8 protein-coding genes are annotated in these 13,234 nt (G+C 62.2%); 4 read left to right on the top strand and 4 right to left on the bottom strand.

The window, feature by feature from the left end; genetic code table 11:
• Positions 1–86 precede the first annotated feature (86 nt).
• A complete protein-coding gene (locus tag OW493_RS05670; protein WP_289863551.1) occupies positions 87–1,253 on the top strand; it encodes a dicarboxylate/amino acid:cation symporter in 1,167 nt (388 codons plus the stop codon).
• A gap of 227 nt (positions 1,254–1,480) precedes the next feature.
• Positions 1,481–2,701, top strand: a complete 1,221-nt coding sequence (locus tag OW493_RS05665; RefSeq protein ID WP_289863550.1) for an MFS transporter — start codon at positions 1,481–1,483, stop codon at positions 2,699–2,701.
• 149 nt (positions 2,702–2,850) lie between these two features.
• On the opposite strand, the gene msrA is transcribed toward OW493_RS05665, so the two are convergent.
• A complete protein-coding gene (gene msrA / locus OW493_RS05660) occupies positions 2,851–3,489 on the bottom strand; it encodes a peptide-methionine (S)-S-oxide reductase MsrA (RefSeq protein WP_289863549.1) in 639 nt (212 codons plus the stop codon).
• Between the two features lie 49 nt (positions 3,490–3,538).
• Between msrA and OW493_RS05655 the strand changes: the two genes are divergently transcribed.
• The gene (locus OW493_RS05655) at positions 3,539–4,015 is read left to right on the top strand and encodes a YchJ family metal-binding protein (RefSeq protein ID WP_084209716.1); all 477 of its coding nucleotides are present in this window, start codon (positions 3,539–3,541) and stop codon (positions 4,013–4,015) included.
• Positions 4,016–4,182: 167 nt separating this feature from the next.
• On the opposite strand, the gene OW493_RS05650 is transcribed toward OW493_RS05655, so the two are convergent.
• The 3 genes from OW493_RS05650 to OW493_RS05640 all read right to left on the bottom strand — a co-directional run bounded on the left by OW493_RS05650 (position 4,183) and on the right by OW493_RS05640 (position 11,921).
• The gene (locus OW493_RS05650) at positions 4,183–8,352 is read right to left on the bottom strand and encodes a translocation/assembly module TamB domain-containing protein (RefSeq protein ID WP_289863546.1); all 4,170 of its coding nucleotides are present in this window, start codon (positions 8,350–8,352) and stop codon (positions 4,183–4,185) included.
• 160 nt (positions 8,353–8,512) lie between these two features.
• Positions 8,513–10,594, bottom strand: a complete 2,082-nt coding sequence (locus OW493_RS05645; protein ID WP_289863544.1) for an autotransporter assembly complex family protein — start codon at positions 10,592–10,594, stop codon at positions 8,513–8,515.
• A gap of 187 nt (positions 10,595–10,781) precedes the next feature.
• Positions 10,782–11,921 carry a hypothetical protein gene (locus OW493_RS05640; protein WP_289863543.1) on the bottom strand — a complete coding sequence of 380 codons (1,140 nt, stop codon included), beginning with the start codon at positions 11,919–11,921 and terminating at the stop codon, positions 10,782–10,784.
• A 606-nt stretch (positions 11,922–12,527) separates the two neighbouring features.
• On the opposite strand from OW493_RS05640, the gene OW493_RS05635 reads away from it, so the two are divergent.
• Entirely contained in the window at positions 12,528–13,112 is a 585-nt protein-coding gene (locus tag OW493_RS05635; protein WP_136937823.1) for a Fe-Mn family superoxide dismutase, read from the top strand.
• Positions 13,113–13,234 lie beyond the last annotated feature (122 nt).

Raw genomic sequence — 13,234 nt, 5'->3', positions numbered from 1 at the left:
GTATATAGAGAGAAGGAGGATTGCACTGTCGCGATGCCACGAGGATGGTAGACTGCGCGCCTGATACCTAGGCTATTGGTCTGATAATGAACCTCATTTTTCGTCTGGTACTCGGCATCGTCGCCGGTGTACTGCTGGGTCAATGGGCCCCGGACATCCTCGTGCGCAGCCTGCTCACCTTCAAGGTGCTGTTCGGCGAGCTGCTGGAGTATGCCATCCCGTTGATCATCCTGTTCTTCATCATGAGCGGCATTGCACGTCTCGAGCGCTCCTCCGGGCGGCTGCTGGCACTGACCATGGTGCTGGCATATGCCTCTACCACGCTGGCCGGATTGATGTCGGCGGTGGTGGGTCTCGAACTGGTGCCACATATCGTGAGCCACACCCAGATGCCCGCCAGTCACCCGATGGTGCTCCAACCTTATTTCGCGCTGGACATCCCCCCCTTGACCGATATCAGCACCGCCCTGGTCACGGCTTTCCTGTTCGGGATCGGTATCTCCGCCACCGGCCATGATGGCCTGCGCAATCTTGCCGACGGGGGTCGTGACATCGTCGAGCGGTTCATCGCCAAGGCACTGATACCGGCACTGCCCTTCTATATCGCCGGCCTGTTCTGCGAGATGACCATCGCCGGCACGGTGGCCAACACGCTGAAAAGCTTCGGCATGATCCTGATTCTCGCGCTGACCCTGCACTGGCTGTGGCTGAGTCTTCTCTACCTTGCCAGTGGCATGAGTACCGGCCGTGCACCGGTGGTGGCGCTACGCAACATGTTGCCGGCCTACTTCACTGCCGCCGGCACCATGTCATCCGCCGCGACGATCCCCGTGACCGTGCGCCAGACGCGCCTGAATCATATCTCGCCCTCGGTCTCGAGCTTTGCCATTCCGCTGCTTGCCACGATCCACATGTGTGGCAGCGCCATCACGCTGACCATCTGCGCCATCGGTGTCATCCTGGTGACGCCGGCATTGCCGCAGCCCGACCTGATGTCGTTGTTGCCGTTCATTGCCGCACTCGGGGTTACCATCATCGCCGCGCCGGGCTCGCCTGGCGGCGCCGCGATGACATCGGTCGGAGTGCTCCAGAGTCTGCTGGGGTTCGATGCTGCCGCCGTCGGCCTGATGATGGCGCTCTATCTGGCGCAGGACAGCTTCGGCACGGCCTGCAATGTGGCGGGTGACGGTGCGCTGGTACAGTGGATCGACCGCTTCGCCGAAGCTGAACAGGATCGCCAGCGGTATCGCTGAAGCCGAGACGACAGGCGGCATCGCCTCAAGCAGAAGGCCAGGCCGCCTGCCCGGTGACATCGGTGCTGGCTGACGCCATGACCGACTGGAATCCAGAGTTGCGCCATCCAGCCCTTATGGTCGCGTCCCCTTGACCGCATGTCAGAGCTGTTCTTTCGACGCGGCCATGGGGATTCACCTTCCCCGTGACGATGATGGATTTCATTCATGACACGGGGCAATCACGCATGACTCCCTCCGACACCTCCTCCTCGACCCCCAGCGACGGCATCAGCAGCGCCCTGGTGATGCTGTTTGCCTTCTGCTGTGGCGCGATCGTCGCCAATGTCTATTACTCGCAGCCGATCATCAACATGATCGCGGGCGACATCGGACTGTCAGAAAGCAGCGCCAGTCTCATCGTGGCGCTGACCCAGGGAGGATATGCGCTTGGCCTGCTGTTTCTGGTACCGCTGGGCGATCTGCTGGAAAACCGCCGGCTGTTGATCACCACGATCCTGATCTCGGCGGCGAGTCTGGTACTGGCGGGGCTGGCGGATGCTCCCTCCTCGTTTCTGCTCTGGTCATTGCTGATCGGTGTCAGCTCGGTCTCGGTGCAGATCCTGATCCCGCTGGCGGCTCACCTGTCTGCGGAACACAGCCGTGGCCGCGTGGTCGGCAACATCATGAGCGGATTGCTGCTGGGCATCCTGCTGGCACGGCCCGCCTCCAGCCTGCTGGCGGATCACTTCGGCTGGCGCTGCATCTTCTTCGTCGGTGCCGCCTTGATGCTGCTGGTCGGGGGCGTGGTATGGCGGGTGGTCCCCAGCCGCCAACCACGCCATACCTCAAGCTATCCCGCGCTGCTCAAGACCCTCGTCAAGTTGCTGCGTGATGAACCGGTACTGCGTCGACGCTCCCTCTATCAGGGGCTGATGTTCGCGGCATTCAGTCTCTACTGGAGTGCCGTACCGCTCGAGCTGGTCAACGAACACGGCTTTTCGCAGACCCAGGTCGCGCTGTTCGCCCTGGTGGGGGTGTTGGGAGCTGTCGCCGCCCCGATCAGCGGACGCCTGGCAGATGCAGGCCACACCTCGATTGCCACCGTAGGCGCCCTGGTACTCGCCAGTGCCAGCTTCGCGACGGGGCTGATGCCGATGACTCTACAGGTCGTTGCACTGGCCGTGACGGGATTGCTGCTCGATTTCGCGGTACAGACCAACATGGTCCTCGGCCAGCGCGCCATCTATTCCCTCGACCCCGAGAGCCGTGGCCGCCTGAATGCCATCTACATGACCAGCATCTTCGTCGGCGGTGCGATCGGCTCGGCGCTGACCAGTCTGATCTACGCCCATCTCGGCTGGAATGGCATCATGGCGATCGGTGGCGCCTTGCCGCTCGTGGCACTGGCATGGCTGTTGGTGAGTCGCTCACGCAGCCAGGATGAGGCCTCCCCCACGACGGACTGAGACCGGGCGATCGGCCGTCGCCCAGCAGGCGGGCCCAGCAACCAGAAAGCCTCATGGCTGGCGTCGTGCTGACGGTCACCATGAGGCTTTCGCGTTTCTTCAGGTCAGCGCAATCAGGGCAGACCGTACATGCGCTCGCCGCCCGCCAGCTAGCCGATCGGGCAGCTGATCCCCGTGCCCTTCAGGCCACAATAGCCGCCCGGATTCTTGGCAAGATACTGCTGATGGAAATCTTCCGCGTAATAGAATGTCTCGAGCGGAGCGATCTCGGTGGTGATCCGTCCCAGACCGGACTGATTGAGCGCCTGCTGATAATCCGCCAGGCTCTTCTCGACGATCTCACGCTGCGCGTCATCGACGTAGTAGATCGCACTGCGATACTGGCTACCGATGTCATTGCCCTGACGCATGCCTTGCGTCGGGTCGTGCGCTTCGAAGCTGGCACGCAGGATTTCCGGCAGACCGATGACCGTCGGATCGAACACCACACGTACCACTTCGGTGTGTCCGGTCTTGCCGGTACAGGTCTCCTCGTAGGTCGGGTTCGGCGTATGGCCGCCAGCATACCCGACGGCCGTCACCACGACGCCCGGCAGCTGCCAGAACAGACGCTCCGCGCCCCAGAAACATCCCAGTCCCAGCACGATCTCCTCACATCCCTGGGGATAGGGAGGTACAATCGAGCGCCCATTGACGTGATGGGTACCCGTTATCTGCAGCGGCTGTTCGCGCCCCGGCAAGGCATCTTCTTCCGAGGGAATGGCCTGCTTGTCTTGCGTCTTCCACATGGCGGACTCTCTCCTGTGTCGCGTCGTGCAATCGTGTATAGGTTCAATGATGTCATCTCTGCCCCCCAAGATCTGCCCCTGCCAGCCCAACACCGCTGAGGCACGACGCTACGTCGATTGCTGTCAGCCGATTCATGCGGACATCACCCGCGCCGAACGCCCTGAGCAATTGATGCGCGCCCGCTACAGTGCCTTCTGCCTCGCGCTGAGCGACTTCCTCATCGACAGCTGGGACGCGGCACATTGCCCAGCACGCGCCGACCTGGAAGGTGCTGGTCCGCAATGGCTGGCGTTGGAGATTCTGGACAGCGGACAAGATGCCGATACCGGCATGGTACGCTTTCACGCCACCTTCTTCGAGCAGGGAAAGTTCCAACGATTGCAGGAACTTAGCCGATTTCATCATGATGGCCATCACTGGCGTTATGTCGACGGTGATGCCGAGTGGCAGACATTGACGCCAGGGCGCAACAGCCTGTGTCCCTGTGGCAGCGGCAAGAAGATCAAGCGTTGCTGCACGGCATGACGCTGACCGTCAGCGCCTGGTGCTGACGCGCACGATCACGATCTCGGGCATAAGCCCTGCAAGACCCGCCCTGCGAAACGCCCAGGAAAACGCCCTGCAAAACGAAACAGCCCCCACCGACGCTATCGATGGGGGCTGAATCTGTGGCAATCAATTGGCCTGGCGTGTCATCTGTCCTTGCCGACTCTGGGCGCCAGCTCACTGCGACCCAATGAGAAACTGTAGAGCAGATCCACGGCCTGCGCCGTACCGGACACCGCTTCGGCATACAGATTGCGGAACAGCTTGTAGCGCAGCGTCAGCTCCGCGATCGGCGAGAACAGCCCGACGCCGTAACTGAGCTTCAGATCCGGGGCGATATAGCCGCTGACCACCACCTGGCTGTCATCCCCGCTGCCGGAACTGTCCAGACTCAGATCCCTCACGCCGAAGGTTTCGCCGATCTGTCCGACCACCTGGCCACTTTGCGCCAGCGACATGCCGATCAAGGCGGACGTGACCGCACTGTCACTACTGGTATCACTGTCCAGGCCTTCGCCGCGCAGCAGATAGCTCAGTGCCGACGACTCATCCATCGAGGGGTCCGAGAAGATCTCGATGCTGGGTGAGGAGGCAAGCCCCGTCACACGCACCCCTGCAGTCACGTCGTCCTCGGTGTTGTCAGGATCACGGATCGCCTCGATATTCAGACGCGGACTCGAGGGCGGACCGGCCAGCAATACCTGCCCCTTGCTGATCTGCAGGTCCTGCCCGAAGCTCTTGTAGGTCCCGTCGACGAGATTGACCTCACCGAAGACCTGCACGCCGCCCTTGGACTGACGCACATCGAGATCGCCTCTGAGCCTGGTCTTGAGCCCCATCGCCTCCAGACGAGCATCTGGTCCGATATGGATACCGATCCTCACATCCAGCGCCATGCCGGCCTCATTGAGCGCCTTGGCGGTATCGCTGCCATCCGCCAGCTCAGCCGGGTTGGAGGTGTCCTCATCACTGGGACGCTCGATGATGATGGTGTCACTGGAGGGTGACACGGCAGACGGCGGCACCTGATCCACTTCGATGCGTGTCCACGGCACATTGACGTCACCTCGCAGTTTGAGCAGCGTGGGGCTGGCATTGATCTCGAGATCCGGTGCGACACGCATGCGCCCGATCCCGGCGATATTGAGTTCGAGCGGATTCTTCGCACCGTCGAGATTCACTGCCGCCGTCCAGTCATCCAAGGTCGGCCAGGCCGCCTCGCCATCGATACCCCAGCGCGCATCATTGCCCACCAGATACCCATCGATATCGGCACTGTTGCCATCGAAGTCGACGGTGAACTGGGCATCCGAAAGCGACACCGGCAGCCCCTCACCCTGTACCTTGACGCCGGTCAGCGCGATCGGGCCGGTCAACGACGGCAGGCTCAGATTGCCGCCGACCTTGACGTCACCCGCCAGCTTGCCCTCCAGCTGAGTCATGCCCGCCACCAGCGGACGATACGGTGAGAGATCGATGTCGCGAATGGCCAGCGAGCCATCCAGCTGACCTGTACCCGCCGGGTCGAGGACCGACACGGTAAGCCCGATGCCGCCTGCACTGTCGAGGCGAATCTGGGTATCGAGATCAGCCTTCTCGGGCGTGGCCTCCAACGCCAGTTGCAAGGTGGTTTCCGGCAGCGACCAGGCATTGCCATCAGCGTCTTCCCCGGCCAGTGTCAACTTGCCTGCCAGCTCCGCATCCGCATTCCAGCGTTGGCCACCCTGCTTCCAGCTTGCCGTGATCTTGCCGCCCGTGGCACCACCGATGGTCCAGCTCTCCGGCATGGCGCTCTGGGCCATGTCCAGGGGAATCCCCTCGAGCGCCACCACGGCCTGGCCGTCATTGCCCGCACTCAAGGGCTCAGCGACACAGATCTGCCCCCCCTGTTCCCGACTCAGACAGAACGGCTGCACCAGCACGCTGCCCTTGGCGAGATTGGCATCGAAGCGTGCCGGCGTGTCGAAGTTGAAGTCACCGAAGTCGGTATTCGCCGTCAGCGGAGACAGCGCACCGCGATAATGCTCACGCGCCTTGTCGAGCCCGCCCTTGAGGGTCAGTCCCAGACGGGACAATGGCATCTCGCCGGCCATCTCGGTATCGAACTGCAAGGTGTGATCGCTCAGGAAGCCCCCCAGCGTCAGCGCGACCGTCGCGATCTGCTGACCGCCAGCCCGAACGCCGTCGGCATTGAGGGCGATGTCCAGTGCCGGGTCATCCACACCACGCTTGCGGGCATCGACCCCGGCAGACAGCGCCATGTCAGAGATACGATTCTCCCCGATCTGCAGGCGTCGTCCCGTGAAGTTACTCGCCAGTCGCGGCTTGTCGAGGGTACCCGTGGCATCGATCTTGCCCTTGAGCTCACCCGCGACATCCGGCATCAGGGTCGAGAGCGCCGGGAAATCGATATTGGCGGCAAGCGTGATGGTCTTGGCAATCTTGCCGTTGGCGCTCAGGCGGTTCTGCCCCTGGCGCAGCTCCAGCGCGTCGACGTTCCACTGCATGTCGGCATTGCCTGAAAGCTTGCCGGTCAGCGTGAGCGGCCGCTCGAGCAAGGTGCCATGGATATCCAGCTTGCTGACATCGACGGCCCACGGGCCTTGCAGTGGCTGATGGAAGCTGGCCGCGAGATTGCCGCTCAGCTCACCGCGCACGGCTTTCTGCCCTCCACCGGTCGGGGCCGGCAGCAGATCCTCGGGATGCAGCTTGTCGAGCGCCAGCTGGGCCACGACCCGGAGTCCTTCCTTCCACTGGATCTCACCGCGGGTCGTCGCGGAGCCACGCTTGAGCGCGATCTTGAGCGGCTGCCAACGGTAATGCTCGAGATCGCCGTCGCCTGCCAATGACACGGTGGCACGCGGAATGTCACGGCCCTCGATGATGGCATCCAGCGTGGTCGTATAGCCTGACAGTGAGCCCTTGGCGATCAGTGCCAGATTCTCGACGAGATAGTCAGGCGTGAAGGAGGCAGACTGGCTCTTGGCGATGTGCTTGGCTGCGTTGTCCTGATCCGCAGTCTGGGCCTCTTTCTGAGGCGCAAGAGCAGCATCACCCGCTGCGTCACTGGCGGCGGCAAAGGGCCAGGTGATCCGTTTGGCGCTCAGACGCGCCTCGAAGGGCAGATCACTGTCCAGCACATCCGCGCTGGCCACAAGCTCGGCGGCCAGTGGTCCGTCGGCCTTGAGAGAGGCCTCAAGATCCGCCAGCGAGCCCTCAAGCGACAGGCGGAGCCTTTCATGACGCACGGGGTCGATCAGGGTCTCGGCATTGAGCGTGGCGCTCAGGGGATACTCGTCCTTGAGCGTGACCTGCGCCACGAGATCGGCATTCACGTCACGCGAGTCGACCTCGAGACGCGAGAGCGTGATGTCATGCCCTTCCGCCTTGAGCGCCAGCGACAGACGGCTGACCTCATACGGGCTCGGCCCTTTGAGCACAAAGTCTTCAATGGCCAGATCAGGGACCTCGATGGTCAGCGGAATATAGACCTCCGGCAAGGCGATGCGCCCGGCCTGCGCTGTCTCATCTGAGGTCTTGTCTGCAGTCTTGCCAGCCGGCTCTGCGGCGTCCTCCGTGATGGCCTTATTCGAGATGGTCCTGGCGGCGGTCTCGGCTTGTGGCGCCACCCTCTGAGCGTTGACCACTGCGCTCGCCGCTTGCTGCGCCTCAGGCGTGAGGCTCACCCCCTCGAGACTCACAGTGTCAGACGTCGCTTGAGCCGCGACGGCATCAGCCGGAATGAAACGACTGGTGATCAGGCGTGTCTCGCCCAGCGTCAGCGTACTCACCGACAGCGCGGCCGAGGTATGGAAGTGATCGAAGGTGACGCGACTGCCATCCGCCAGCGCCAGGGCGAAGTCATCAATGGCGACCTTGCGCACCTCGATGGGAATCGGCACCACGATGGGCACGTTGAGACTCTCGCTGCTCTCTGGCGCAGGCTCCTCGCTGGCACCGCTATCACTCAGGGTGATGGCGAGCCCGCTGGACTCAAGCGACTCGAGACACAGCTTGCCCTGGAGCAGACAGTCCTCGCCCCAGGCCAGCGACAGGGAATCGGCAGTGACGGCCAGTCCCGGCAGGTCCAGCGAGACGTCCTTGAGCGACAGCGCTTCCAGCGGTGAACCTGAGGCCTGCGAATAATCGATGAAGCCACGTGAGCGTGCCTGATCGAGCACGAGCCCTGTGCCCCACGGGGACAAGACGCCCCCGACCAGCAGCATCGTCAGCCCGATCAGGAACACGAGCAGCCATATCAGCAACCGGATGACCAGGCCGCCCCGACGTACATAGGGATTAGACAATTCCAACATCTCCATATCTTTTATCAGCTCACCCACCCAGCTGATTGAGCTGAGCAGGCGCTTGCTGCGCTTGAGAGCCGATCACGCGTCCATACAGCGATCACACTTCCCGGCTTCAGGAGGCACTCCGTCTGGCCCCCCGATCAGACCTGCGGATCAGGCCTGCTGATCAGAACTCGGGCCCGATCGAGAAGTGAATGCGATAATCGTTGTCATCGTCATCAAAGGGATGGGCGATATCGAGGCGAATCGGCCCCACCGGCGAGATCCAGCGAATCCCCATGCCGGCCGCCGTCTTGAGCTCCAGGGCATCCCAGCCATCGAAGGCGTTACCAGCGTCATAGAAGGCTGCGCCCCACCAGTCACCGGTCAGGCGGTAGTCATATTCCAGACTGCTGGTCAGCAGGGAACTCCCGCCTTCATCATCCCCGTCATCATCTTCCGGCGAGAGGCTCTCGTAGGAGTAACCGCGAACACTGCTGTCGCCGCCAGCATAGAAGCGCTTGGAGTTGGGCATGCCGTGGAAGTTATCGGTGTCGAGATTACCGATACCGGCACGCGCCACGAAACGGTGATTGTTGCCGATGGAGCGGATCCAGTTGGTATCGAACTGGGTCCACACGAAGTTTTCATCAGATCCCCAGATCTGATTGCCGTACTCTACCGTCAGCTTCTGACGATCCCCCCACATGGGGAAGGCCTTGGGACGAGTTCGTGTCCGCGTCCAGCTGACCCCCGGATACAGCAGAAACACCTGACCAGTATCTGAGGCGATGGTGAAGTCGTCATAGCTCGCGCCCAGGTAAATCTTCTGCTGCCAGCCATTGTCGAATTTCCACTCACGCCCGAAACGCACTGTCGTTTCATTGCTGGTCTCATCATCGTCGTCGACGATGGCCACCCCGTACTCCAGCACATAGCTGTCCTTGAGCGGGTCAGCCAAGGGCATGCGGTATTCACCCTCGAAGGTCTGCTCCGGTGAGGAGAGGAACAGGCTGTTGGTCATGCTATGGCCATAGCGATTGACCCACGGCATCTCCCAGCTGAACTGCAGACGTGGCCCGACATCCGTGGCGTAACCGATGCCCGTCTCGAACTTGTGGCGGTCGGCGGGAATCAGGCTGATGTCCACGGGAATGATGGGACCGTTGGCCGTCTTGACCGCCGCCTCCAGCGCATCGCCAGTCAGTACCGGCGTGTCGCTGCCGGAGGCTTGATCAGTACCCGCTTCACTCGCAGCACCGCCGGCGGCCAAGATCGCCTGCCCGGGAGGCACCGACGAGGCTGATCGTGAGGACGCGCCAGCACGACGATTCGTCTCTGTGTCACGGTCTTTCTCACTGCCTTTTTGACTGTCTTGCTCGACGTCAGTCCGCTCGACATCGGCAAGCCATGACCCCTCATACCCCTGTGCCTCGGCATAGGCTGTCTTGACGTTGCGCGTCTTGATCTTGCTGTCAGGGCTGGTGGTCTTGAGTTCAGCGCCCGGATTGAGCTGTGGCTTGATGGCGGCCGAGCGGAACCAGCCTGCCTCACTCAGCCGCTGGTTGAACTGGGTCAGCTTGCCGGCTTCGTAATAATCCCCCGTCTGGAACGGCTGCATGGCCTTGACGCGATCCAGTTCTATCTGGCTGTTGAGATAGGTGATATCGCCGAAGCGGTAACGCTGACCGCTCTGCATGACCAGATAGATGCGTGCCGAGTGCAACCAGGGGCGCACCTCGATGCGCTGCTGGGAGAAGGAGGTATCGAAATAGCCGCGCTCGAGACTGAGCGACGCCAGAGTCGACTTGAGGCTGTCGTAGCGAGAGTGACGCAGCACATCGCCTTCCTCGAGGTTGGCATCGGCCAGCGCCTTCTTCATGACCTTGTCGCGCGCGGCGTCGCCCTCGAGTCGCAGCTCCAGTGTCTCGATGGTGACCGGCTCACCGGCATCCACCGTCACCACCACATCATCGCCCCCCAGCAACCCCTTCTCGGGATAGCGGAGAGTGATCTGGGCATCGTAGTAACCGAAGGCCTGCAGCGCTTCCTGGATGCGCCGGATGATCTCGTCCTCGTAGCGCTCGGCCGGGACATCCTCCTCCAACGTAAGCCCCGCCAGATAATTGACCACGTTGGTGGCAGCGGCACCTTTCAGCCCTTTCACCGCGGCATCCAGCGCCAATGCCTGTGGTGCCAGCAGCAGGCCGGTGCACAGGACCAGCGGCTTGCTCCAGCGCAGATAGCGGCGTGCAGCGTCGTTGCTCAACACCTTGCCTCGAGGCTCGAGCGAACCCGCTCTCCCATTCTTGTCGCCACTCATTGCACGTCCCTTGTTAGGTACTCATGCGAGTACTGTCCATCACTGTTACTGACCATATGTCATCTGCCGCAGGCCAGTTCGGGGAGGTTCGTATCCTTCACGGGTACGTGACCCTCCAGGATTCCATCACTGCTCAGCGCTCCAGGCGCGCGACTCGCTGCTCCAACCGGGACAGCTGACTCAACATGGACGCCACGCGGCCACTCAACTGCCGACGGCTGGCATCCAGGGAGCGCAGCTGCTCGTCCTGCGTGGACGCCTCACCCAGGGCTTCCAGCCCGGCGCTGAGCGCCGTCTGCTGGCGTCTCAGCTCCCCCAGCTGGGAAGACAGCGACGTCTGGGTCTTGCTCAACGGCGCGAGCCGGGCGTCCACTAGCCCCGTCAGGGACGCCTGCTGCTGCTCGAGCCTGCGACGCAACGCGTCCAACGCCTCCTGCTGGGACTGCTTGAAGGCCGTCAGCGCCTGCGAGCTTGTCTGGCGATCCTCTGACGTCGCCTCATCCTGCGCTTGCCTGAGGGCGTCCCACTGCGAGGCGAGACGCTCAAGCTGCACGGCCTGCTGATCCAGGCGGCTGGACTGATCGCTCAGGCGTTGCTCGAGTCGGGGCAGCGACTGCTGCTGCGCTTGCTCGACTGCCTTGAGCTCGGTCTCGAGATGGGCCAGGGTGTCAGCCTGTGCATCTAGGCGTGCCTTGAGCGTCGCACGCCCATCCCGGCTCAAGGACTCAAGGGCACTGACGGAGCCCTGCAAGGCACTCAGCAAGGTGGTGCGGTTGTCACCCGCCTGGCGTAGTCCCTCGAGCTGGGCCTCGGTGGACTCGGTAAGCGCTGCGAGACGACTCGCCTGCGCGTCCTGCGATGCCGTCAGCGTGTCCGAGAGCGCGGCAAAACGCTCCTGCCAGGCGGCCTGCTGTTCAGCGAGGCTGTCGGCAAGGGATTCATCGGTCTGCGTGAGGCCGTCGATGCGCGCACTCAGCGACTCGTCCACCCGCGTGGTGAGCTGGGCAAGACGCTCATCCACATCCCCCAGCAGCCGGGCGTCGTTCTCGACATCGCCCTTGAGTCTCGAGACCTGACGACTCAGCTGATCACTCTGCTGGCCTCGCATGTCCTGAAGCTGCTGCAATTGCCATTGCTGCCAGGCGACCACCCCTCCCAGTGCCAGCACGCACACCCACAGCGGCCAACGACGCGGGGGCGGGGCTGCATCAGGATGACGGGCCAGCGCTTCATCACGCCGTGCTATCAGTGATTCATCCCGGGAATTATCCATCGAAGGTTCCGTAGTGTCCTGCCGCATACTGGCTCCATGACTGGCACATCGACTCGAGGTTCCAGCGACAGGCGTCGGCATCATCCGTGGCAAGGCCCGAGCCTCATGCGACACCTGGAGGGAAAACGCCCGTATCCCGCTGATTGACTGGCCGGTTTTCGGTTGCCGGCTCTGCCGAGTCTAACAGCAGACCCCGGCCATCTCATCAGGTTCCCCGGCAGCACGGCCCGCGGTCCCTCTCATGTAACCGCACTGTACCTTCCCGCCAGACAGCGACGTCGCCCGGGATGCCTGACATCGCTTACCGACATCCTTCGGTGCTTTCCCGCCAGCAGGTCCCGGCGGCGTTGGCCTGCAGGAACACGAGTGCTATAGTGCAAAGCACTGCGACTCTCGCAGCCTCTGGCTTCGTAGCTATCTGGATTCACAAGGTTTTTCACGCTAATTGCACATTTTCCATCATGTGCTGGCTGAGTGGATCCCTGGCGATCGTCTCCTCGTCGCCTGACGTCGAAGAGAACACTGAAGGAGGCTTGAAAGCCTTCATGCCTGCCCCAACGAAGTCAGAGCAAGATTCTATTGGTGAGGAAAAGGAGCTTATCCCCCATGGCATTTGAACTCCCGGCACTGCCGTACGAAAAGAACGCACTCGAGCCGACCATCTCCGCCGAGACCCTTGAGTACCATTACGGCAAGCATCACCAGGCCTACGTCACCAAGCTCAACAGCATGGTCGAAGGCACTGCGGACGCAGAGAAGTCTCTGGAAGACATCATCCAGAGTGCTCAGGGCGGCCTGTTCAACCAGGCAGCTCAGGTGTGGAACCACACCTTCTACTGGCACTGCCTGTCTCCGAACGGTGGTGGCGAGCCGACAGGCCCGCTGGCAGATGCCATCGCGGCAAAGTGGGGCTCCGTCGCTGACTTCAAGGAAGCCTTCAACACTTCCGCTGCCGGCAACTTCGGTTCCGGTTGGACCTGGCTGGTCAAGAACGCTCAGGGCGAGCTGGAAATCGTCAATACTGACGACGCAGACACCCCGATCGCCAAGGCAGGCCAGACCCCGCTGCTGACCGTCGACGTCTGGGAACACGCCTACTACGTCGACTACCGCAACGCGCGCCCGAAGTATCTGGAAAGCATCTGGAACATCATCAACTGGGACTTCGCTGCACAGAACTTCGCAGCCTGAGACACCCGGCATGAGTGATGGCACCTTCACTTCACTCTCATATCAGACGTCATGGATGATGTGACCTGACAGTGACGTTCGAGTGAGAGGAGGGTGCAAGGAAAGACCCCGCCAATCGGCGG

The sequence above is a fragment of the Cobetia sp. 14N.309.X.WAT.E.A4 genome (assembly GCF_030397495.1).
In the GTDB taxonomy this organism is placed as follows: Bacteria; Pseudomonadota; Gammaproteobacteria; order Pseudomonadales; family Halomonadaceae; genus Cobetia; species Cobetia marina.
This window is presented reverse-complemented; position numbering and strand designations above follow the sequence as displayed.

What these genes read in the sequence shown, in the direction of transcription:
- OW493_RS05670 (WP_289863551.1), top strand. Translation starts at nt 87, where the DNA reads ATGAACCTCATTTTTCGTCTGGTACTCGGCATCGTCGCCGGTGTACTG.
- OW493_RS05665 (WP_289863550.1), top strand. Translation starts at nt 1,481, where the DNA reads ATGACTCCCTCCGACACCTCCTCCTCGACCCCCAGCGACGGCATCAGC.
- msrA (WP_289863549.1), bottom strand. Translation starts at nt 3,489, where the DNA reads ATGTGGAAGACGCAAGACAAGCAGGCCATTCCCTCGGAAGAAGATGCC.
- OW493_RS05655 (WP_084209716.1), top strand. Translation starts at nt 3,539, where the DNA reads ATGTCATCTCTGCCCCCCAAGATCTGCCCCTGCCAGCCCAACACCGCT.
- OW493_RS05650 (WP_289863546.1), bottom strand. Translation starts at nt 8,352, where the DNA reads ATGTTGGAATTGTCTAATCCCTATGTACGTCGGGGCGGCCTGGTCATC.
- OW493_RS05640 (WP_289863543.1), bottom strand. Translation starts at nt 11,921, where the DNA reads ATGGATAATTCCCGGGATGAATCACTGATAGCACGGCGTGATGAAGCG.
- OW493_RS05635 (WP_136937823.1), top strand. Translation starts at nt 12,528, where the DNA reads ATGGCATTTGAACTCCCGGCACTGCCGTACGAAAAGAACGCACTCGAG.